This window comes from Galbibacter marinus (assembly GCF_000300875.1).
Classification (GTDB): domain Bacteria; phylum Bacteroidota; class Bacteroidia; order Flavobacteriales; family Flavobacteriaceae; genus Galbibacter; species Galbibacter marinus.
The window spans coordinates 82,336-105,884 of sequence record NZ_AMSG01000006.1 but is presented as its reverse complement, the minus strand read 5'-3'; the positions used below and the strand labels follow the sequence as shown (position 1 = coordinate 105,884).

At 35.9% G+C, this 23,549-nt stretch carries 22 protein-coding genes; 8 read left to right on the top strand and 14 right to left on the bottom strand.

Translation table 11 applies throughout. The features are described from left to right. Positions 1-5 precede the first annotated feature (5 nt). Both I215_RS16605 and I215_RS06665 read left to right on the top strand, forming a co-directional pair. Positions 6-350, top strand: a complete 345-nt coding sequence (locus I215_RS16605) for a hypothetical protein (protein ID WP_316928332.1) — start codon at positions 6-8, stop codon at positions 348-350. Beyond that, positions 304-1,167 carry a tyrosine-type recombinase/integrase gene (locus I215_RS06665; RefSeq protein ID WP_316928331.1) on the top strand — a complete coding sequence of 288 codons (864 nt, stop codon included), beginning with the start codon at positions 304-306 and terminating at the stop codon, positions 1,165-1,167. The genes I215_RS16605 and I215_RS06665 overlap by 47 nt, the downstream gene beginning before the upstream one ends. A 22-nt stretch (positions 1,168-1,189) precedes the next feature. Here the strand turns inward: I215_RS06665 and I215_RS06660 are convergent, their stop codons facing one another. Next, a complete protein-coding gene (locus I215_RS06660) occupies positions 1,190-2,086 on the bottom strand; it encodes a nucleotidyl transferase AbiEii/AbiGii toxin family protein (protein WP_008991200.1) in 897 nt (298 codons plus the stop codon). Continuing rightward, entirely contained in the window at positions 2,079-2,846 is a 768-nt protein-coding gene (locus tag I215_RS06655; RefSeq protein ID WP_008991199.1) for a type IV toxin-antitoxin system AbiEi family antitoxin, read from the bottom strand. The genes I215_RS06660 and I215_RS06655 overlap by 8 nt, the downstream gene beginning before the upstream one ends. Before the next feature lie 367 nt (positions 2,847-3,213). On the opposite strand from I215_RS06655, the gene I215_RS06650 reads away from it, so the two are divergent. From I215_RS06650 to I215_RS06640, 3 genes are all read left to right on the top strand, one after another. Then, a complete protein-coding gene (locus I215_RS06650) occupies positions 3,214-3,501 on the top strand; it encodes a helix-turn-helix transcriptional regulator (RefSeq protein WP_008991198.1) in 288 nt (95 codons plus the stop codon). Between the two features lie 998 nt (positions 3,502-4,499). Beyond that, positions 4,500-4,907, top strand: coding sequence for a helix-turn-helix domain-containing protein (locus I215_RS15695; protein ID WP_162131559.1), 408 nt, complete (start codon positions 4,500-4,502; stop codon positions 4,905-4,907). 97 nt (positions 4,908-5,004) lie between these two features. Then, positions 5,005-6,267, top strand: coding sequence for a serine hydrolase domain-containing protein (locus tag I215_RS06640; protein ID WP_040459942.1), 1,263 nt, complete (start codon positions 5,005-5,007; stop codon positions 6,265-6,267). Here I215_RS06640 and I215_RS06635 read toward each other — a convergent pair. From I215_RS06635 to I215_RS16360, 6 genes are all read right to left on the bottom strand, one after another. Continuing rightward, positions 6,246-7,405 (bottom strand): IS3 family transposase gene (locus I215_RS06635; RefSeq protein ID WP_156800217.1). Its coding sequence is split into 2 segments (ribosomal slippage): positions 6,246-7,165 and positions 7,165-7,405, totalling 1,161 coding nucleotides; the frame shifts between segments, so codons are not numbered across the junction. The genes I215_RS06640 and I215_RS06635 overlap by 22 nt on opposite strands. A gap of 103 nt (positions 7,406-7,508) precedes the next feature. After that, on the bottom strand, positions 7,509-8,186 hold the full coding sequence (locus I215_RS06625) for a DUF5677 domain-containing protein (protein ID WP_008991194.1): 678 nt from the start codon (positions 8,184-8,186) through the stop codon (positions 7,509-7,511). Positions 8,187-8,348: 162 nt separating this feature from the next. Next, the gene (locus I215_RS06620) at positions 8,349-9,797 is read right to left on the bottom strand and encodes a toll/interleukin-1 receptor domain-containing protein (RefSeq protein WP_008991193.1); all 1,449 of its coding nucleotides are present in this window, start codon (positions 9,795-9,797) and stop codon (positions 8,349-8,351) included. Between the two features lie 148 nt (positions 9,798-9,945). Further along, on the bottom strand, positions 9,946-10,434 hold the full coding sequence (locus tag I215_RS06615; RefSeq protein WP_008991192.1) for a hypothetical protein: 489 nt from the start codon (positions 10,432-10,434) through the stop codon (positions 9,946-9,948). A gap of 3 nt (positions 10,435-10,437) precedes the next feature. After that, entirely contained in the window at positions 10,438-10,644 is a 207-nt protein-coding gene (locus tag I215_RS06610; protein WP_008991191.1) for a hypothetical protein, read from the bottom strand. A gap of 148 nt (positions 10,645-10,792) precedes the next feature. Then, positions 10,793-12,601, bottom strand: a complete 1,809-nt coding sequence (locus tag I215_RS16360) for a hypothetical protein (RefSeq protein ID WP_008991190.1) — start codon at positions 12,599-12,601, stop codon at positions 10,793-10,795. Positions 12,602-13,300: 699 nt separating this feature from the next. Here I215_RS16360 and I215_RS06595 point away from each other — a divergent pair. After that, a complete protein-coding gene (locus I215_RS06595; protein WP_040459941.1) occupies positions 13,301-13,864 on the top strand; it encodes a hypothetical protein in 564 nt (187 codons plus the stop codon). A 277-nt stretch (positions 13,865-14,141) separates the two neighbouring features. After that, positions 14,142-15,116 carry a S41 family peptidase gene (locus I215_RS06590; RefSeq protein ID WP_008991188.1) on the top strand — a complete coding sequence of 325 codons (975 nt, stop codon included), beginning with the start codon at positions 14,142-14,144 and terminating at the stop codon, positions 15,114-15,116. A gap of 205 nt (positions 15,117-15,321) precedes the next feature. Here I215_RS06590 and I215_RS16140 read toward each other — a convergent pair whose 3' ends face one another. Next, complete coding sequence (locus I215_RS16140; protein WP_156800216.1) at positions 15,322-15,600, bottom strand: hypothetical protein; 279 nt, start codon at positions 15,598-15,600, stop codon at positions 15,322-15,324. A gap of 5 nt (positions 15,601-15,605) precedes the next feature. Between I215_RS16140 and I215_RS16475 the strand changes: the two genes are divergently transcribed. Further along, positions 15,606-16,541: a DUF932 domain-containing protein gene (locus I215_RS16475; protein WP_083852489.1), complete on the top strand. Its 936-nt coding sequence runs from the start codon at positions 15,606-15,608 to the stop codon at positions 16,539-16,541. 235 nt (positions 16,542-16,776) lie between these two features. Here I215_RS16475 and I215_RS06580 read toward each other — a convergent pair whose 3' ends face one another. The 5 genes from I215_RS06580 to I215_RS06560 all read right to left on the bottom strand — a co-directional run bounded on the left by I215_RS06580 (position 16,777) and on the right by I215_RS06560 (position 23,530). After that, entirely contained in the window at positions 16,777-18,252 is a 1,476-nt protein-coding gene (locus I215_RS06580) for an SLC13 family permease (RefSeq protein WP_008991185.1), read from the bottom strand. Positions 18,253-18,753: 501 nt separating this feature from the next. After that, a complete protein-coding gene (locus I215_RS06575) occupies positions 18,754-19,332 on the bottom strand; it encodes a YdeI/OmpD-associated family protein (protein WP_040459938.1) in 579 nt (192 codons plus the stop codon). A 477-nt stretch (positions 19,333-19,809) separates the two neighbouring features. Next, positions 19,810-20,121 carry an EthD family reductase gene (locus I215_RS06570; protein WP_202802592.1) on the bottom strand — a complete coding sequence of 104 codons (312 nt, stop codon included), beginning with the start codon at positions 20,119-20,121 and terminating at the stop codon, positions 19,810-19,812. A 535-nt stretch (positions 20,122-20,656) separates the two neighbouring features. Continuing rightward, entirely contained in the window at positions 20,657-21,559 is a 903-nt protein-coding gene (locus I215_RS06565) for a carbohydrate kinase family protein (protein ID WP_008991183.1), read from the bottom strand. Positions 21,560-21,832: 273 nt separating this feature from the next. Further along, complete coding sequence (locus I215_RS06560; protein WP_008991182.1) at positions 21,833-23,530, bottom strand: RagB/SusD family nutrient uptake outer membrane protein; 1,698 nt, start codon at positions 23,528-23,530, stop codon at positions 21,833-21,835. Positions 23,531-23,549: the final 19 nt, after the last annotated feature.

The window sequence follows — 23,549 nt, the reverse complement described above, 5'->3', positions numbered from 1 at the left end:
AGTAGTTGGATCATGAAAGTACACCTAAAAAGAAAAAACTCAAAAGCGGGAAGACCAGCCTTTATATCGAATATTATAGAGGCCATAAAACCACCTCAAACGGGAAAGTCAAGCACCTCCGGGAATTTGAATACCTGGAACTCTATTTGGTTACCGATCCGGAAACCCCTGCCGAAAAAAAGAAAAACAAAGAGCAACTTGAGTTGGCCCAACAAATCCTGGCCATTAGAAAAGCAGAGGTGTATCAAGGAAAATTTAAAATCCAAAACAACAATAAAGGGAAAACAAACTTTTTGGCCTTTTATGAGCAAAAAAAAAGAAGAGCGCTACCAGACCAAAGGGAATTATGACAACTGGGATGCCGCTCAAAAACATTTGGAACGGTATTGCCCCGCCCATATCACTTTTAATGACATTGATATAAAGTTCATCAAAGGGTTTAGAAAGCATCTTGATACAGTTGCGGTGACCAAGAGTCAAAAAGGGCTTTCTCAAAATACCAAGCACACCTATTTCAATAAATTCAAGGCATGCCTGAATGCCGCCTTTGATGAAGGATATCTGAAAGAGAACTTCATTAAAAAAGTAAAAGGGTTTTCTATGGGAGAATCGACCAGAGAATACCTTACCTATAATGAACTTCAAAAATTGTCCCAAACCCCCTGTACAATACCTTTGCTAAAACGCGCTTTTCTCTTCTCGGCATTGACCGGGGTCCGGTGGTCTGATATCCATAAGTTAAAATGGTCCGAGGTACGTGATGAAGGTATGGATGATTCTGGAAATCCCACTTTTCGAATTGTTTTCCAACAGAAGAAAACCGAAGGGGTGGAATATTTATACATATCCCAACAAGCCAGAGACCTTTTGGGAGAACGCAAAGATCCCAAGCAACGTGTGTTCAAAGGACTTCGTTACAGTGCACATATGAACCTTCAATTGCTCCGTTGGTGTATGGCTGCCGGTATTACCAAGCATATCACTTTTCATTCGGCGAGACACACCAATGCAGTTCTGTTATTAGAAAACGGAGCGGATATCTATACGGTTTCAAAGCGCTTGGGACATAAAGAGATCAGGACTACGGAGATATACGCCAAAATCATAGACAAGAAAATGAAAGAGGCTGCTAATCTCCTCCCTAAACTTGAAATAGAATTTTTATAGAAAATCAAATTTCATATTCAGATTAACTAAAAAGTAATCTCTCCAGTTCTTTTACATTTGAACTATGCTTTTCAGGATTATTCTTTTTAAGTGCATGTAAGTTTTGAAGCTTCCATTGTATGGCTGGGAATTTTTCAAAATCATAACTACTCCAATCAGGAGAAACATTTTCAAAATTTATAATAAAAGTTCTATCAATTTCGGTAAGCGCTTCTCTTAAAACTTGAACAAGTTTTTCACGGGTCCGCTCGAAATCTTCATATAAAAAGGGTTTTTCTGTCATTCCCATAAATTGATTTGTAAAAACTTGTTCTTGATTTATAAAATTAGGAAATAGAATTTCTTTAATAGGTCTTTTGCTACTTAATAATGTAAATATAAATCCTTCTTTAACTTCTTCTGTAAACCCCTCATTTTCCAGCAAATCCTTAGTATCAAATAAATCTCTGGGATGCTGCCTATCCAACGAAGCCACTATTTTACCTCCATACAATTGCCCAAACGACACTCCTTGAATTGAACAAAAAGCATCGAAATCTTCTTGTGCATTATCACATAACAATAAAGTGTCAGGGGCACCTATTAGACCTCTTATACCTTGATTTACTTCAATTTTAATTAAGGCTTCCCTATTGCTTATCTGCAATTTGAGTTTGTCTTTTTGGTGTTCGACCGATAAGTCTGGGAAAATTATATTCAGCCGTTTCTTTATTTCACCTAAAGCATTATTAATATTAGTAAAAGAAGTTGTTCTATCTTCTATAGGTATATATGTTAGGTCAATATCAACAGACAACCTAGGCATATCTCTTACAAATAAATTTATAGCTGTTCCTCCATGAAGGGCAAAACACTTTTCCTTTGCCACTTCTGGAATCACACTTAGGAGTAAACGCACCTGATTCTTATAATTATTCATCCACCAAATTTTTAGGAATTGTTATTTTATATTCCGGATTATATAAACCATCAGCGACAATTTGCCGCTTCCCTTTCCCCAGATTAATATTCTCAACTTCTACAAATTCTAACCAAGGATGGCCGCATTTATGAGCCATATATAAGAACAATCGCTTTACTTTGACAGATGTACAAGCTTCTAGCAGTTGTTGTACTTGTTTAGGACGTAAATTATTCAAGCCCTCCATAAGCTCAAAGGATTCCTTTAAATCCTGCCTTTTGGGACCTAAATATAAGCATTCCATTATTGCTCGTGCTGCACCTGATATTTTTATAGAGAATCCATTCATTTCTATTTCAGTTAAACCCAAGTCACTAGGTAAAAATGACGTGGGATAATAATTTATCTCCATTCCCCAATTGTGATTTTTCATCCAAGAAGGTATTCGCTCATTTTTATTACCAAAAAGAATATACTGTTGTCTTGAAAATTCAAGATAATGAGCTTTTCCTAATAGATTCAAGGCTGATTTACCACTTGGATGAATACTAACTTTACCTTGTGATTGCAAAGCATATACAGCTCCTTCAATAGTTGCTGTACCACCACTTTTTATGAATGCTCCATTATTTAAAGAGGTAATCCAATTACTCTTTTTATATCGGTTTAATAGCTGGTGAGAATATCCATTCTCTACTAACCAAGAAGTAAGGTACACAGCATTTTGTGGCCACCCCTGCATAAGAGAGTTTATTTTATTTTCTTTTTCTAAACTCATAATATAGTTTTTTATGAAAAAACAAACCAAATATATAAAATAGTTTGAAATTACTAAAATATATAAACTAATAGTTTAGTTTTTATATTAAAAATAAACTCGTGCTTTAGGACTTAATTTTTGTTAATAACTCCAGTTTTCAATGTTTTAAGATGTTCTTATTTATCAGCAGTTCATATCTTTTCATATTCGATTTAATCAACTACCTATATTTTAAACGCAGTTGCAACCAAATAACATCAAGAGGCTCATTATCAATTTTTTGTGAATAAAAAATTTGCACTTCTTAAAATTTATTTCGTCATTCTTTTTATGTTTATTTCTAGAATTTAAAGTGCTTTGTTTGTAATCAAAATCTATAATAATGATGAACAATCTCGAAATAGAAAAACGCCTGGAAAGAATTGAAAAGCTTCTTGCGTTCAATAAACGGGTCCTAACTTTTGATGAAGCCAGTGATTATACCGGTATTTCAAAAAGCTATCTCTACAAGCTGACCTCAGACAACAAAATCCCATTTTCCAAACCCAATGGTAAAGTGATTTTCTTTGAAAAGGAAAAACTCGAAAACTGGTTGTTGAGAAACCACAGGAAATCCAAACAGGAAACAAAAGATGAAGCGCTCTCCTATGTCCTGAAAAACAAAAAAGTCTAAAGACTACCTTTGATAAGTAAGTTTCTCTTTTTTTCCATTAAAATCATTTTAAAACACTAAATGAAAAATATTTTCCACTATAACTACAAACTAGCTTTAAAGACCATTTCTATTGTGACCTTGAGGAGCAAATAAGCAAATGTTTTTTGGACAGTACTTAAAGTGAATTCTCCAAAAACTCATAATTATGTTAAGTCAAGCAGAGATAAAAAAATTTCATATCCTACCGCCTTATAAACAAAGATTTATATTTGTGATAGAAAAACAGATCGGTAATAATTAATTTAAAAACCAAAGTTTTATTGGAGAACCATATAGCTATAATATCCAGTATAGGAAAAATCGTTGTTTTTCTGATGGTGCTTTTTTCTGTTTTTCTTTTTACCGTTAAGGGCAATAAAAGATTACCCAATCAAATATTTGCCCTATTTATCCTCATCACTGCTTTTGACCTAACAGGTTTATTCTTGGCCGACGGGTATGCCAAGTATACGAATTTTCAAATTCTGAAATCGGCTTCTTCACTACTGCAAATGCCTGCATTTTACTTGTACGTGCTCACTATTTGCTATTCAGATTTTACCTTTAAACCAAAACATCTATGGCATACGGTTTAGTTTTTCCTGTTTCTTTTTATCCTCAAAACAACCTCCTATTCCCATCAAAGCCTTTTATTCCTGAGAATTGTGGGAGAAGTACAATACTTCTCTTATATCATCGCCATCTTTTTTGTCCTTAAAAAGTATAAGACAGTCTATTTGGAAAACTATTCAACCCCTGATTATTCGAGCTATAAATGGTTATTCCAGATGACGTTTATTTTTTGTATCGCCCACGTCTTCGTATTAATGAAATTGGGAACATTTTATTTTCAAAATAACCAGTATATACTACAATACATTTATGTTTTAATCAGTATTTCTTCTTTGTCCGTTATATGTTGGTTTGTCTTGAAAGCCTTATACAGCCCCCACCTTTTTACAGGTATAAGAACAACTTTGGAACCCATAAAATCAACCATAGATAAGTACAAAAGAGCAATCGAAAAAGATCTTGATTCCACCAACGAAGCCATAAAAAGATTGACTTTTTATATGGAAAATGAAAAACCGTATTTGGATTACGAATTGACTCTTCAAAAATTAGCTTCCCAACTCGATATGCCAGAAAAAGAAATATCAATACTTATCAATCATCATTTGGGAAAACACTTCTTTGATTTTATAAATGAATATCGGATTGAGGAGGCCAAAAGAATTTTAGGAAATCAACAAAACAAAGCACTCACCATTTTGGAAATACTTTATCAGGTAGGATTTAACTCCAAATCTTCTTTTTACACTGCTTTTAAAAAGGTAACAAACCAAACGCCTACAGCATATAGAAAATCAGCTTTACCCAATTAATCTGATGCTATTTCCTCCTTTAAAATCAGTCCGACTTTTTTAATCGGACATTTTTGACGGTTTTAAATACCATTTTTGCTAAAAATTAAATACAGAAATGAAAAAACCGTTCTTAATCGTAATCCTCTTAATGCTGTCTTTTCAATACATGTTTGCACAAAACGACATTGAAGAAAAACAGCTGGACAAATTAGATTCAATAGTAAACAGCTACTATCAACCCGGTACTCCGGGAATTGCAATGGCAATCATAAAAAAAGGAAAGGTTGTCTATTCCAACCAAATAGGCATAGCGAATATGGAACACGGAATTCCCATAACCGATTCTACAGTTTTTCATATTGCCTCTGTTTCCAAGCAATTTACCGCCTTTTTGGCCGTATCATTAGAAAAAGAAGGTAAACTATTATTGGAAGATGATCTAAGTCAATACCTCCCTGAATTAAAACAACTCCCATATAAAATCACACTTCGCCAATTGGCAAACCACACCCACGGTTTACCCAACCTATTTGAATTAGCCCGTCTTCGTGGAATAGGAATTGAAGATAGAATGACACATAGGGAAGTGGTACAAATGCTATTGAGTATTAAAAAAGTAAATTTTAAACCCGGGAATAAATATGAATACAACAATACCGGATATGTATTACTTGCAGAAATTATAGAACGTATTATAGGGGAACCTTTTCAGGAAATCTTGAAAAACAGAATCTTTTCCCCTTTGGGAATGACACATAGCATAGCCGTGGATGACCCGTCATTAATTGTAAAAAACAAAGCGTATTCCTATAGATTGAACAATGGACAATATGAGAACCACGCTTTTAATGTTATGGCAAACGGCTCGTCAGGTATAAGCACAACAATCAACGATTTGAGTAAATGGGCTATTGACTTTCAACATCCTGAAGATCAGGATATTTTTCAGGAAATGCAGCAAAGCACAGCCCTTAACTCGGGGAAAATAGTCCAATATGGATTGGGTCTTGAATTCAAAAACTATAAAGGTTTGGAGGTAGTCTTCCACGGAGGTGGTGATGCAGGTTTTCGTTCCTATATTTTACACGTTCCCAAGCATAAACTCTCAATAGTATTGTTGGGAAATAACAATGATTTTGCACCTCTTAAAATTGTTTACAAAACCGTTGATTTATTGCTAAAAAAATATCAAAAAGAACCATTGGAGTCCAAGAAGATTAATTATACCACACAAGAATTAAAGCGGTTTGAGGGTATATATAAAATGTTTCCCGGCACCTATTTCAATATCATTGCAGAAAACGATACGCTCTATTTTTGGACTTGCAACAAAAAGTCGGACATTTTTTTTAAGACCTATGCTACATTTTTAAATTGATAAAATTCTTGTTCTACTTCATAAGGAGTTTTATATCCTAAAAAAGAGTGTAAACGTTTTCTATTATACCATATTTCGATGTACTCAAAAACAGCGGTTTTAGCCTGCTCTATGGTTTTAAAATCATCATCATAAATAAGTTCTACCTTTAAAGTTTTAAAGAAGGATTCAGCAACGGAATTATCCCAACAATTTCCTTTTCTACTCATAGATTGGGTTACCAAAGAGTTTGATTTAATAAAAGTTCTAAATGTTTTTGAGGCGTATTGTATTCCTCTATCTGAGTGAAATATTAAATCCATCTTTATAGTACGCTTGCTTACAGCCATTTTCCAGGCTGGAATAATAGTTTGATCGGTATGTAAACTTGTGCTTAATGACCAGCCGATTACCTGCCTGTCAAACAAATCAATAATCGTGGTTAGGTATAGCCACCCTTGATTGGTTTGAATATAGGTAATATCGCTAACCCAAGCTTCATTTAATCTACTGGGATTAAAGTTTCTGTTCAATAAATTTCTGCAAACAGGATAACTGTGATTGGAATCTGTGGTAGCTTTAAATTTTCTTTTGTGTTTGCTTGCCCAATGGTTCGCCCTCATGATTTTAGCCACTCTACATCTGGATATACAGTAACCTTTACGTTTAAGTTTTTCTGCTATTCGTGTAGAGCCATATCGTTTTTTGCTCTGGTCAAATTCCTTTTTAATCAAATCCGTAAATAGGCTAAGTTCCAATCTTCGTTTTGATGGTCTGGCCGTATACCATCTGTAAAAACTACTCCTACTTACTTTAAAAACTCTACACATCTTCTCAACGGGGTATAAATGCTTATAACTGGCTATAAATCCATAGATCTCCCATCGCTCTTGGAGAAGATGTGCACGGCCTTTTTTAATATTTCAAGTTCAAGTTCCTTTTCTCTAAGAGCTTTGCGTAGTCTTTTAACCTCTAATGTGTCATCAGGTATTGGTCTTTCAGACTTAGGCAATGTAGCTGTTTTAGCTGCCTTGCGCCATTTGTAGATTCTTTCTACTTCTATCCCTAGCTCGTCTGCTAATTCTTTTATGTTCTCTCGCTGATAACTTAAGCGAACTGCTTGTTCTTTTAATTCGGGGCTGTAATAGCGTTTTTTCATGTTTCTAAGATATTTGTTTTATAACAAACAGTCTTAAATTTTATGTCCGAGTAAAGGTAGCAACTCCACGCATTGTGTATAACGTTTCGCGGGTCAACCGCAATTAGGCGATGGTTTTATTTCCTAGATATTCATCAATGAGTTTTGTAATACAACTTGTATAATGTTGCCCTTGTAATAGGAATATATTTTTAAAGACAGGGTTGTCATATTCATATCTATTACTATTCATTATCCACGATGAAGGGTGAATATATTTTGAATAAAGTTTGAAAAAAGCCTTATACTCCTGTTCGTTATTTGTTTGTCTAGCAAGATGACTAACGGTCCAGTTTTTTGATGGAGTTAGATGATTCACTCTCACAATTTCTCTGATATATTCAATCCTATCACGTATAGATTTTATACTTTCTTCTGAGGTATTTTTAGTTGTCAATGATAGAAATCCTTCATTAATCTCTAATTCTTCACGGGGTTTTTGGCTAATAAACTCTTTCCCTTTAGAAGGATCACTAATAATATAAGCTGCGATTAAATAGCATTCAAAAAGATTTCTTGCAGAGATAGCAGTGTATTCAATCGGTAAGTCCTGGTATGAAATTAAACGTTCAAAAAGTACACCTGTATAATTAGCTATTGCTCGCAAAGAAATCAATAGATAATCAACCTCATTTTTCTTGACAAGTTTAGAAACTTCGTCATTTAACAACGCAATTATTTTACGCAGATCTTCATCTACGTTTTTGGTAGCGCCATAAATTGTTTTATCTCCATATTCCATAGAGTTTCAAAATAAACTATCGCCTAACGGTTTCGGCTATGAGTAGTTGCGTGGTTTAGCACTTAACTTTGCAAGTATACACCAAACTGAAAATCCTTGCGGATTTTCAGAAGTAGGCGAGAATGAGCAATACTTATAGCCATCTTTGTTGGGCATAGTATTTTATAAATTATTCAATTCTATATATGCTTCTATTTGTTCATTCCGAGAGTGAACTTGCATAGTATAATCTGTTGGCCATTCAGATATTGCCTTTTCTAATATACTTTTAAATACATCTTCGGGAATATCCAATGGTTTAAAGGTTTCAATATCCTTTTTCGCCTCTCTTTGTTCTTTTATACAAAGTACTCGCATTGAATAATCATTAGGCCATTCCTTTTCACAATAAGATTTTATCTTATCATCATCATCCTTTGAAGGACTGCTATTCTTTTGTGCTGTTTGCTTAAATGATGATTTACTTTCCTCAGCGGATGGAAGAAGCTCTTTTAAACAGTGATTTACTAATGATTCAATCTTATCTTGATATACTTCAGGTGATTCACCCGTTATTTCTAATTCAGATTTTAAATCCGATATTAATTGTTGTAATTGAGCAGGTTCACAACAATTTAAAGCATTGATTCCGCTTAAGGGTCCTTTAAGAAGTTCACTTCCAAGTTCGCTTGTGATTAAAGGTATCAGAGGTAAAGATGCTCCCCATCTAGCTCCTAATTCGAAAAGGACGTAGGCAGAATTAATACTTTTAGGCGAAATTAAACCTATTAAAACTTTTGAATCGTGCACTTCTTTTTTCAGCGTTTCATCGGTAGATGCGCCAGCAGGAAGTCGATAGCCATTTACACTTGTACATCTAATTCTTGAAGAACTTAAATTCAGAGATGTTTTAAGCAAGTCAATTAGCAATTTTGCAGTATCGGCATCTTGACTGCTATGGCTAATAAATATATCCATAATTTTTTCAGTTTCTTTATTACTAACATTTTTAGAGTTCTCTTCCCAAAATAACTTGCCTACTGAGGTTATCTTAGCTGATAAACCATCTTTAGTTCCTATAGTCTCAACATAACCATTATTCTCTAATATTTTTGTAATTCCTCTTACCTCATCATAATTATCTAACTCTATTTGATTTAACTCAAAAATCATTTTAGTATCCCAAAGCTTATTTGTTTTTCGTAGAGAATAAAGTTTAGATAATAAAAATGTTGCCTTTTCATTTGTAGTTAGATTTGACCTTTCTTGCTCGAATTGCCTTCCTAAAAATAGGGGGTCACTTAACTCCACTATTTGAACTAAGTATTCAATAGTTTTAATTCTTTTCTTAATTCTATTATTTAGATTCTTGGCTTTTTGATTTAGCGGAATTTCCATTCCTACATTGAAACGATTTTCATATCTGATTAGATTTGAAAAATTTAAGCTAATGTCTTCTGAAAAGACCGATTCAATGTAGGTTGCGCAGTTGTCTTTGTAGGCGATAAATGAACTTTCTAAATTTTCATATTCGGATGCATTATTGATATTTTGCTTTGTTAACTTTTCAAGGTCATTCTTGAAAGAATTAATTCTCTTTAGAAATTCTGAATATTTTGTGTTTAACTTCATTTAGTTCATATTATGCCCAACGTTTCGTATAACCGTCAGTTACGGTTTAGTATGCTTTAATTTTCAGTTTAGCACAAACTTTAGAAATTCCGAGTGCACTGGGACGTGGTCATATCTGCCAATATTGCGGATACATTATTGTAACTAGTTATTTCTCTAAATTTTCCCACTCATCATAGACTTTTAAAATTGCTTTATACTTTGATGTGTGTGCTGGAAAATATTTCTCCTTGTATTCGCCTTTTTCAACCACATTTCTGATTTCAGATGAATACTCAATTCGGAATCGAACTTTGTCTAATTTGTCATCTAAATAGAGCATACACGCCCTTTCATATTGATTTAGTAAGTCTTCTACAGATGACCAAAATAATTTAGTCATTATTTTCAAGTCAGCGTTTGGGTTTTGCAGTTTGAAGTTTTCTAAATCTCTTATCGCAGAGTTCACATTAGTTCTCGCATTGCTTATCGAGTTACGCAATCCCATTTCTACATTTCCCTCTGATAACTTTATTGCTCTATCTGCTTTATCGTTAGATTTTTTTGTCTGTTTTTTGTTATCAACTCGATTTTGATATGTAATAATCAGTGCGGAAACTGAAACCACCAAAGCTATTATTTCAAGAGCATAGTCCATTTATTACTTTTTATCTAATTCATTTATAATATCGTTAATGACATCAATAATGTCCGAATTATCGCTTTTTCGTGATTCCTCCCGAAGTTTGTTTACAATTTCAAGCTGCTCTGATAGAGGCTTTCTTTTTAATTCCTCCTTGATTCCTCGGGCTTCAGAATATTTATACTCTGATTGCTTAAGTCTGGCAATAATGTTTCTAATTTCCATATTGTTTGTTTTAATTCGCTATAACAGTAAATTGTATGAATGTAGCAGATTGCATGACATTTACTTGTCAAAGCGCTACACAGTTCAAGCGGGCTACATACCTTGATATTTGGCACTTTAACTGCCATAACATTAGGTACTTTTATTCTTATATACAATTAAATACAATCAACTCTAAATATACTTTTTTTGAATTATCATCAGGGTGTTTAAATAAGTATCTAAACGATGTATCGCTAGTTGGCCCAATGTAATTATCAAATAATGGATGCTCGGTTAATTTTTTCGAAGCTTTGGTTAGCAATTCACTGAACTTCTTCATATCCTTATTGAAAATAATTAGTGCAACTTTTTCATCTCTCCATGTTACATATCTCTCTAATAATTGGTCAACTGCCTTTAATAATTCCAATTCTCCTTTCCACAATTTACATTCTGCTATAAAAACATTTATACCGTTCTCATCTTGTATTAAAATGTCAGTTTTTCCTATTTTATTAAAAGTCTCACCAGTAGCAGAATGCTTTTTAGAAATTGAATTTAAGTGAGGAAGGAAAAACTCCCTAAAGCCTTCTTCATCAAACTTGTCATATAGTTTTTTAAACTTTTCTAAGTTTTTCCCATAATATCGTATATGTGTTAAAATATCTTCATAGCCTTTTTCGCTTAATGAATCTATTTTATCTTCAAAAACTGGGTCAAGGGTTCCTCCTGTCAAATATGAATCAAGAGCAATGTCTATTTCGGCAATCATTTCATCAACTGAATAAGTCTTTGCTGGATAAACAGTAATATCCTTTTCCGCATTATCAGTAACATTAGCTTTCCTAACTGATTGAAGGGAGCTAATTAAACTTGCTGCTTCTTCAATTTCGCTTTTGTCTCTAAGAAATACTTTTAGATATGGTTTATCAAAAGCTTCTCTTTTTTCGGTGGTAAAAAGTTTTGGCATTGAGTTATAGTTTTTTATTATGGGCTTAAGTTCTGATAAAAATAATCTTTCGTTTTTTAGCCATTTTTTTATGATTTTCACATACTTAACTTCATTCTTCGAATAGTCAATTAGAAGCTGGTTTTGCCTAACTTTATGTTGTTCATTAAGTAAATCAATTTGATATTTTACTTTGTCAGAAATTAATCCATTCGCGAATAACTTTGGAGTGTTAATAGTACCTAATAAATTCTTTGTTGAGTTAATTAAAATTTCAATAAGCTCGCTTTGTGTTCTAATCTTAGCTTTTGTTAATCCTGTGAATCTGTTATGATTTGTTTCGTAAAGGAGTAAGTTGAAAGGTATTTTTCCTTTTAGTTTTTCTTTAAGCTCTTTAAAGAATGGAAGGTCAGGAAAGGTTTTCAACCATTTCTGAAATGTTGTATGTAATATATTTAAATCTGTATTGATTTTCTTACCTGGAGAATAAAACTTATCAATAAACTCTAATAACTTACTCCGTTTAGATTCAGGAAAATCAAAATCAGTGGGTTCGGTACTCTTTAGCCAATGTTTTAGATTCCCTAAATACCTGTCACCACCAATATTAGGAATTCCAAAGCTATCGATTGAGTATTCGATATAGTCTGTAATGTTTTTATACCATAAATCACTTTCTAAATTTTTTGCAATAAAATTCTCGGTAAAAGCTAATTCATTAACAACCTTTAATGACAGAAACTTATAATTCTCCTTTTTAAACCAATACTTCGTTTTCAATTTTTTATGACTTTCACAACAATTAGGAAATTTAATCAACCATTCATCTGTATGTTCAACAATACTTTTATGATAGCCACAACAGTTTGGAAATTTATCTGGTGGGTCATATTCATCGTCAAAAGGCTTTGTATCATAGCCTAAACTCCAAATGTGTTCCCCGTCGATTTCTACAAATGGTTTTGTTTTTAAGTCTTTAACGAACTTAACACTATCAGTTATGTCAATATTGTATTTACACTGCATTCTAGTTCGTTATAATTATAACCATGTTCAGTTTATATCGTAATTCCACCAGGCTAAAAGAAATTTTTGATCCTGGAATTTTCAAGCCAACATATTTTATTGTAAATCCAAATCCTTTTCCAAACCGGTCGAAGAGGGGACTTTTGCTTTATCACAAGACAAGGTCGGCTTTACATTTAATAAGAATATAGCCATTAAAAAATAGTTCCCAAGTTAATAAAAAACTCCTAAAAAAAGCTAAATAATTATGGGTTTCGCTGCCCTATCGAAATAATTTAGAAGAAACCTATTCCTCAGCCCATTCCCCTTCTTTCCGTTACCCTGAAATCCGGGAAATGCGCATCGTCAAAATAGTCTTGGACACAACCCCTTCCTTTTTGCTCCCGTTCTGCTTCCCCATTCCGGAAAAAACTGGAATGAGACACTGCACTTCCCGGTCAGCATCGGGCCACAAAAAGGAAGGGGTTAAGTCCGCTTTGTCTCAACTCCAATGAGTCCATAGTAATCAATAAGTAGCCCAACATTATTTCCACAAGATAAACCCGGAAAATGTTTCCCGGACAAGGGACGGCATAAAGCCACTCCCCTCCCACCACCTGCCCATCTGCAGGCCAATTTATTCCGTTTCCTTGCCTCGTTAAAATTTTCGCTTCCGTTTGATCCGAACTGAAAATAATGTTGAACCTAAAAGTTATAATCATGGAACATCCTGAAACGCACCAACTCGATTTCGGCTTTGATTTAGAGCCACTGGCACAACCGAAATCCAAGCAAAAGCCCCCGAAACAAGACCAGTCCGATTTTGTCTTCGATTTTATGGATTGCCTGAGCAGCCCCATTATTGTCTATCCGAACTCCTGGCAGGATGCCGTGCCCAAACACCTGCTTAACGACATTCCCCTGGCCCGCCTGTTGGCCCAGATGCAGGGACAGCGGATGGCCTCTCTGACAGAGGTAGTAGCCTATATGATGCCCCGTACCTTCGAATCGCCATTGGCCAGTGAGTGGGTGAACATTTATATCTGGTGCGGGCTGCAATACGCCAAGACTTTTAAGAATGCCGGACAGTTCGAGGCTATGGTCGAAATTGCCCCAGAGAAACTTTCCGGCTATCAGGAGGGTTTGCTGAAAGGGCTCAGAGTTTGGATTTACGACAAACGCCGTCAGGCCCTGAAAGAGCGTATGAAAGCCAATACCACAAAATCCGGAACGGAAACCACAACCCGGCAGCAAAATCTCTTCGACCCGCCCGATGGGGAATGAAGCTTTAGACAATAAGTCACAAAGCTAGTTGTCGCAGCACATATCCGTCAAAGCAACAATAAATTTGCTTCATGATTTTAAGGACAGTTTATTTCATAAAAACCATTTTATCCAAAGTAAGCCTATTTGCAACATTGATAATTTCTCTTCGTCTTTAAATAAAAGATTCCGATTTTATACCGGAATTTCTTGGCATAAAACTTGTGTCCGTTTTAAAGCCTATAAAATGGTTCAACCTTAATAGAGAAAAATGAAATTCCAATGTATCATCATATGTATGTTAGCTACCTCAATTGCAGCATACGCTCAAAGTGGGAATTTAACCAATGCCCATAAAAAAGAAATCATCGACTCCATCAACTATCAACTGAAGGATAAATACGTGTTTGAAAAAGTGGCGGACTTAATGGCCAAAGATTTACTAAAAAGGTACAAACGCGGTGAATACAAAATGATTACAGACAAAACCGTTTTTGCCGACTCACTGAAAAGCCATTTGTTCACGATCAGCAAAGATAAACATATTGGTGTTGCTTATGATGAAGAAAAAGCGGCACGATTGAGAAGTCCTTCAAAAAAAGAGGATCCAGCCGAAAAATTCAATAGGGTCAATGAACGGGTACGGAAGTTCAATTATGGCTTTGAAGAGTTGAAAATTTTGGAAAACAATATCGGTTATATTAAAATAACCGCTTTTGCACCCACCCTATATGGAGGGAAAACAGCATCTTCAGCAATGCAATTTGTTTCCAATTGTGATGCACTCATTTTCGATTTGAGAAATAATTTTGGTGGGGACCCCACAATGATTCAGCTTTTGATAAGCTATTTGTACTCGGATGAACCGGTACATCTAATCGACTTCTATCAAAAGAAAGAAAACACGACTATCCAATCCTGGACCTTACCTTATGTAGATGGGGAAAGAATGCCAAATGTTCCTGTCTATGTCCTGACAAACAATAAAACGATTTCTGCCGGGGAAGAGTTCGCCTACGACCTTAAAAGCCTCGGCCGGGCAACCATTGTAGGGGAAACCACTGCCGGCGCCGCCAATTTTGGGGAAGAATTCAATGCATCCGGAAATTTTATTGTATGGATCCCCACTGGAAAAGCCATCAGTCCCATTACAAAGACCAATTGGGAAGGGAAAGGAGTTGAACCAGATGTAAAGGTAAAAGCCAATGAAGCGCTGGATATTGCTTATAAACTAGCACTCGAAAAAATAAATCCCAACATGAAAAGCCCTTAAGGGACATCTTGTCCTCCATACTATTGAAGCTGGAGAAATTCTCACTGGACACGATAACTGGACCAATGGCGGATTTCACATTTCCACGCTCGGGTTGCCGGTGAGCGCAACTCTTATCTACCAAGAACACGCAAGATACCTTTGGTTCAATCAGAATTGGTTCTGTAAACCTCCCTGATTGGGATATGCTACCCTATAGAGGTTTTCAGATAGAATTTGAATTCCACATTCCTGCTCTTCCATATCCTAAAATTTGACATTGGTAAATGGCTTTAAGTACCATATGCCATAAGATGATGAAAATACCGTAGAACAAACAAACCATCAACCAATCCTTTGCGCAAGGTAAACGTCGCAGCCCGTATCCGGACAAGGGACGGCATAAAGCCGTTCCGTCCTCTCTTTTTATATTCCGTTTCCTTGCCGCTCCACGGCCTGTCTTCCGTTTGGGTGCCCTGCAAATATTGTTTAACCTTAAATCCATGTATTATGTATTTAGACAAATTGCAACAGGACGAGGTCTTTGTAGCGTCCGCGGTAAGGCCCCTCAGGGAACTTACCCAAATGGAACCCCGTAAAGGGCTTGAAAATGTCATTGTATCCAATGGCAAAATTGTGAACATCGTGTCCAAAAGCTATGGGCACATCCCCAATGAGCTGTTCTTCGCCAAAGCGGAACAAATGCTCATCGATGCAGGTCTGACCTATTACCGCCAGACCATCAACCGCTCGGACCGCAGCTTCAGTATGGACTTTATCCTTTCCGACAGTACCCAGTTCTCCGTGGGCAACAAGGCGGACACCATCCTGCCTATGCTCCGGTTCACCAATTCTTACGATGGCAGCGAGCGTACCTCGGGCCACTTCGGCTTCTACCGTATGGTCTGCTCCAACGGCCTGCACGTGGTACAGTCGGAGATTGCCTTTTCCATCAAGCACAGTACCCATGGCGTGCACCTAATCATGCCGGAACTGGAAGGGTTTTTCCGAAGGTTCCTCGACAACGAGTTCTACTCCATCTCCGATAGCTTTGGAATTACAGAAACAGATAATGAAATGGGTAATATGGTAGAAACAGCTTTTTTTTTACAATGGATGCATCGAGAAAATCTTGATTTAAAATATGCTCGTTGGAAAATGGGGCGCTCCGAAGGTGAAGTTGATATCGTATTACTGGACAACAAATTATTTCAACCGCAATGGTGTGTAGAAATAAAATGGAGTAATCGTTATTTTGAAAAACCGCAAGAATTAAAAAGCTTGATATATTTCTGTAATCAAAATAATTTTTCCGCAAGCCTGGTAACCACAATCGATATTTTAGATAATAAAACAATAGAGGATATTAATTTAACCTATGTTCCTGCTGCCGTTTATGCCTATAACATAGGCGTAAACACACTCGAATTAAAATCGAATTGGTAAAAATGTTAAATTAAAACACTATAGAAATTGCACTGATAAACCAATCAGTGGAACATGCTTGGGTAAATTAGAGCCTGTTGACTCCTCTACCGGAAGCCGTTCAGGGAGTGTAATTTTGCATTAATAACCAAAAACATCTTCTAAGCTCAGTTTTTCTAAATCACCGATTTTTTGAAGATCTTCCACATTAATTCTTTCTTCTGATTCGATAATACATTAGTGTAAGGTTTATCCTCTACTTCCTTGTTACAAAAAGTTCAATATCTACTGGATCAAAATCCCATAATAAGGGAAGTAATAAATATACAGCAAAGGTTATAATAACAATTGAAATTAAATTCATCCAAAATCCTGCCTTGACCATATCCTTGATACTCAAATAACCTGACCCGAAGACCACTGCATTCGGAGGTGTTGCTACCGGCAACATAAACGCACATGATGCAGCAAGTGTGGCTGCCACCATCAACATATAAGGATTAATATCCAAAGAAATCGCAATGGGCGCTAAAATGGGCAACAGCATGGCTGTGGTGGCGGTATTTGACGTTAATTCAGTGATAAAATTAACTGCCGTTACGATGACCACAATAAGCACAAGTAAAGTTAGACCTTCAAGCAGCTCAACTTGACTTCCAAGCCAAGTAGCTAATCCCGTGACTTGAAATCCAGAGGCCAATGCCAATCCGCCCCCGAATAAAAGGATTATTCCCCAAGGAATATTAACGGCATCCTTCCATATTATTATGGGCTCTCCTTTCTTCCTTGTCGGTAATATAAACAATATAATTCCTGCGATTATAGCTATTACAGTATCGTCTATGCCCGGCATAAGCTGTTCGAAAAAAAATGATCTGGTAATCCAAGAAAATGCGGTCAATATAAAAACAATTAAAACTGTTTTTTCTTCCATTTCCATGGGACCCAAGTCATTTAATAACCGCTGAATTTCTGTTTTACCACCGGGGAATTGTTTTTGCTTAAAGACAAAAGCATGATGGGTTAAATAATACCATGAAACGGCTAAAAGAATCACTGAAATTGGCAATCCAAATGTAATCCAACTTGCAAAAGAGATCTCTATATTATAGGTTTCTTCAATAAACCCGGCAAACACAAGATTGGGTGGAGTCCCAATAAGCGTCGCAATACCACCTAATGACGCACTATACGCAATTGCCAGCATTAATGCCTTCCCAAAAATTATATTTTCATTTTCTTCTGTATGTGGATTATCCTTTAATTGGAATACAATTGACATTCCAATAGGCAACATCATAACACTGGTTGCGGTATTTGATATCCACATCGACAAAAATGCGGTTGCAACCATAAATCCCAAAATGATTTTGGATACGTCCGTTCCAATCGTTTTAATTATGTGTAAGGCAATTCGTTTATGCAAGTTCCATTTCTCTACAGCTATGGCCAGCAAGAAGCCTCCCAAGTATAAAAAGATATATTTATGTCCATAGGAGGCTGTTGTGGTTGAAATATCTACTGCTCCTGTCAACGGAAATAAAACAATTGGCAGAAGTGCTGTTACACCTATAGGAATAACCTCTGAGACCCACCAAATTGCCATCCAAACTGTAATGGACAACATATCAAAAGCACTTTCAGGCATTCCCTCAGGGGTATCCAATAATTGCAGTAACGCAAATATTAAAGGGCCTAGGATCAAAAAAACAATCTTTTTTGTCGAAATCATTTCTAAACGAACTTAATTTTTAATTTACTTTCTTTTACTTAATGCTCCTAATACATAAGAAACAGAGGTGTTTACAGGACCTCGCCCTCTCCTATCCTTTTTCGTGTATCCCAAGAGGAATCAACGCGATTTATAGGGTGTTTCCAGTTCTCAAATCTAATATTTAACAATAAACTGTCATACTTAAATTCTAAGTAGGTATAGTCCATTCCTTGTATCCTAATATCTCAAAGCTATTTATTGGAATCTAAAGGGATATTATATTAGAAGATGAGAAGATGAGAAGTGCTCTTGGTTTGCAAGCCTGAGCGCTCTCCTTCTACTTTTTCGATTCTAGGATTTCTAGAAATTGGAATAAACTATACTTCTCACAATTCGATAAGTTCAATAAAATAAAAATAGGCGATGTTTTTATATAGGGCAATGCATAAAAACATATTAGAACCCAAATAATTAAGATTCACTTTGGTTATGTGTACATTTTTTGAAACAAACTACGGATTAAAATTGTTTTGGTCTTTTGTTTTCACCGGCAAGCATTGCGATTTCATCAATACGTTTTTGTCGGGTCTCTGGCCGTTTTGCAAGAACTATCCAACGCAACATCATCTTTCTAAGCGATTTACTCAAACCCAGAAAGTAATTTTTTGAACCTTTATGTCTTTCAAAGGCTTCTTCTAAATCTGCTGGTACTATGAGCTGTTCAACCGCATCCAACAGAGCCCAGGATCCGTTTTGTTTTGCAACCTCAATAGTTTGGTAACCAGACTCTGTCATAAGTCCTTTATCAATAAGCATCTGTACTTTGTCTTTATTTATTTTTGACCATGTGCTACTATGCTTCCGTTTGCTAAACATCTGCTTGAAAGTAAACTCATCAATGGTTTTTCTGGTGCTATCAATCCGGCCAAAGCAAAGTGCCTCTTCAACCAACTGACCCCAAGGAACTGTTGGTAAGCCTGATCTTTGATTATTACACACCAGCCAAATAGACTGTTTTATCTGGTGGTTATCGCTCAGCCATTTTCGCCATTGCGCTCTTGATTTTAAATAGAGTGTTTCTCTGTTTGATTTATCCATTGAGTAATTTTTGGTTGTGATTGGTTCATTTTTAATGCAAATTGCTTGATCTAATCCTTTAGACTGATTGCTCCGAAAAGTCGTGTACACAGTTCTTTGGCCAGTAATTCATTTAGATATAATTCGTGTGACTCAAGAGAATAAAAGTTTTCATTGCTTTCATTTGATCAAACCATTCTTTCTTCATACTGTGTTAAAATTTAAAATTAATAAAAAATATCGAGGGTCATGACCCTCGATATTTTTTTACTTACACAGTTTACAGGATACTCCCCAAAAAAAATTAAAACACCAGCACGTATAATAGGCATTTACACCCTATCGCTCAACCATAAGACTACTGCATAATGGCAGGACAGAAATGAAGCTTCGCCAAGTTGTTATACTGCTCTCCCCTGGTGATTTTTGTGGGATACTCGCCCATAGTAATTCACTGGAGTTCGGTATTGTCCACTAGATGTTATCCTCAATGATTTCCTATTCTTTATTTCTGTCAAGGTATCTCACCTGCTTTATTTCACTAATCTGTATAACAGGCGTAATATTGGTGTAATTTTTAAAGTCAGTCCGAATTGCATCTATATTTTGTCCTATTGCTTTATTATATTCAGCGACATCATTAATATAAAAATAGCCTACGGCTACAAAAGGAGATTTATCATTAGGAGTTCTGCCGGCTATACCCTTATCTATTTCAAAGAACTTTAAATTTTCGCCTAAAAAACCCGCCACCATTGGCATGTGCTTTTTTTTCATAATAGTCCATGTCAAAGGTTTTATCTTCTCCATTTGGATAAAGTATTACTACCTTAAACATACCGATTTCTAGGTTGGACGACTGTGTCGGTTGATTGGTATTGCAACTTATCAAGCCTATGAAGGCGAAGATGAGTGAAAATAAATTAATTTTAGTTTTCATATAAATCAGGTTTCAAGATTTTTATTTTATCGATATTAATTGACTCCAACGGTTTGCTAGTCGTTGTTTTTTAGTTAGTTTCTTGTGCAGGTACTGAATGTAGTTTGTGTGAAATTGTCCATTATAGGTGGTTTTATTCAATGAGCTTTCTCATTCCATCTATAACAACTGCCCAATTTTTGGAAGAATGTTTTGCCTTCTCTTCATTATTACTGGATTGAGTAATAGTCAGTTCTGTCCCGCTGCCAGTAGGTTTTACTTCTCAGGCAAATAAAGGTACAAAAAAATAAAAAAAGGAAAAGACCTGGATCAAGCCGTAGCCCTTTCCACATCAATTCCTCTTACTAACCAACCTAAAGATTTAGATGCGTTTATTTTTTTTTAATTATATCGTAGATAAACTCCCTACTTTAATGGTCTTCCATTTATGAACTCATCTATTTGCGACTGTTCAAACACAGGATTGGCTCCACTTTCAGCGGCAACCATAGCACCGATGCCACAGGCAAAGTCAAGAGCGCGTTGCGTATCTTCATTTCTTAACAGTTTGACCAATAATGTTGCTAAAAAAGAATCCCCAGCACCCACGGTATCCTTTACTGTGATCTTATAACCGCTATTGTAGTAGTACTTATCATTATGAACCAACAAGGCACCATGCCTCCCCTTGGTAACGCATATGGAGCTTGCGCTAACCTTGGATTTAATATACTCAAGGTTTTGCTCCAATGAATTGAAAGTAGATCCCATCATTTGCGCAATTTCAAATAACTCATCGTCATTGAATTTTATAAAATCAGCACTTTGAATCAGCTCCAGTAAAAGATCCTGAGTGTAATAACCCTGTCTGAGATTCACATCCAAGACCTTAAAACTTGATTTAGGAATCAATTCAAACAACGTATGCTTACTTTGAGGATCCCTACAAACCAAGCTCCCATAAATAAAAGCATCCGATGATTCAACGGCTTGAACCATTTTTGGAGTTAAAGAAATTTTATCCCAGGCCACCGGATACTTGATATCATAGGTTGCCGACCCGGTTTTATCCAAAGTCACCTGAACTATTCCGGTAGGGAAATCAGCATGCATCTCTATACATGAGGTGTTTAGCTTCAAACCTCTCAGATAGTCCGTAATTTTATGCCCGCGAACATCATCTCCAACACAACTCATCATGCTGGTATTCACGCCCATACTCTGAAGCCTTATCGCAACATTTAGAGGAGCCCCTCCTATCTTCTCACCCGTTGGAAATACATCCCACAGCACCTCACCGTAGCAGGTGATTTTTAAATTATCATCCATTTGAATTCGTTCTATTTACAGTTCAATTTTGCTGTTATTTTCATATTCCTAAAACCCTCTAATTGTTAAATCCCTCCCTTAGCTTGGCTACTGCCACCATGGGCACCCGGATTTAAATTTTTATTCTAGTCTTCACTATTAAAATTGAAGGCATCTACATTGGAAATTATCATTTTTTTCTTGATTAAATCATACTTAATCAAAATGATTTTAAAGGTTTATGCTAATTTCCCCAGTTACAAATAGGTCCATTCTATAACAGCAATCATCAATTTAATATCCTACGTTTTGTTGATATACATTTCTACTGAAATTAATCTGGGCTAATGGAATTGGACAATACTCTTCTGCATTGGCATCAAAGTGCGCCTCAGCATAATAAATACGCTTATCTTTTTCCTCATCATAGTAGGTATTTAACACCTCTTCTGCAACACCCCATCTGACCAAATCAAAAAAGCGACTACCCTCCATGGCAAACTCCAGTCTTCTTTCAAAACGGAGCGCTTTCCTTGCAAAATTTTGTGTCCAATTACAGTTTACGCCATCCTCATATAGGGCAACATTTGTATTAGTAGCATAACCATCAATCAGTGTTGTACTCTGTCCTGCTCTTTCTCGAATTTGATTAATCAACGGCAAGGCCTCTTTCTGTCTTCCTAACTCAATTAGAGCTTCCGCTCTCATTAAAAGAACATCAGCATAACGGATTTGAATTCTGTTTTTAGAATTTCCATAAAAAGGATCTATGTTGACAAAACAATCGCAATCCGGTGATACATTTTCCTTCAAGGAAGCATAAAACCCGTAGGTACTTGGGCTTCTATTCCAATCTTCCTTATAAATATAAGATTCATTATACTTAAACGGAAGTCCCGGTATGGCTACCGTATGATACAATCTAGGATCTACTGTATAGGCATCTAGATTGCTGTAATCCATATCTGTGTTGTTAAAATCCTCGAGCATTGGAAGACCTTCACCGTCGGTTTTAAAAGCATTAACGAGGTTTTGACTTGGCTTGTGAAAATCACAACAACCAAGTCCCTGTGGGGTCGATAAAACATCTGAATAATTTAAACGACCATGAAGTGTATTATCATCATTAGAGAACTGAATCGAGAATACCGCTTCTGGTCCATTCTCATAACTGCCGGCAAGAAAATTAAAACCGAAATCCGATTCAAGAGCATATTTACCCAGTACCCTATCCGTGGCTGCAATGACCTGCTGAAGTCTTTGATCATTAATATTGACCACATTATTATTCTCATCCTGCTCATAGGCCTGATACAATCTCACCTTAGCAAGATAGGAAAATGCAGCAGCCTTAGTTGCTCTTCCGATTTGATCCTGATGTTCGGGTAAATTTACAGTTGCCTTGACAAAGTCCTGGGCTATTGCTTCCCATAACTCATCATTACTAAGATCTCTGTTTGAAATAGTTCCATATTGCTCAACGGGAACATCTTCTGTTATATAGGGGATGTATTTAAAGACCTCCTTGAGCATAAAATAGAAATGTCCTCTTAGGAAATACATCTCAGATAATCTGGCATCCTTTATGGGGTACTCACTCTCTTCTAATTGATTAAGGGCGTTGATTGCCTTGTTAACTCTTGAAATTGCGATATATGAATTATACCACAAAGCATCCAATTCACCAAAATCAGTACGGATATTGTTAGACACTTCAAAGAAATGAAAAACCTGAATATCATTGGTACCACTCCCTCCTTTATAAGCATCATCAGACCGAACATTTCCGTAGGGCCATAAACTAAAAGGAGTATCATAATGATCATTTCCCAATGCCGCATAAGCAGCAGTTACAAATCCATCAATATTCTCCGCATTGATCAGTTCACTTTCCTCCAATACGGAACTAGGAGTATTCTCCAAGTAATCAGAACAAGCGTAGAGCATACCAAGGCTCAATATTCCTAAAATCGTTTTATAAATAACTTTCATGATTCTTTTATTTTTAAGT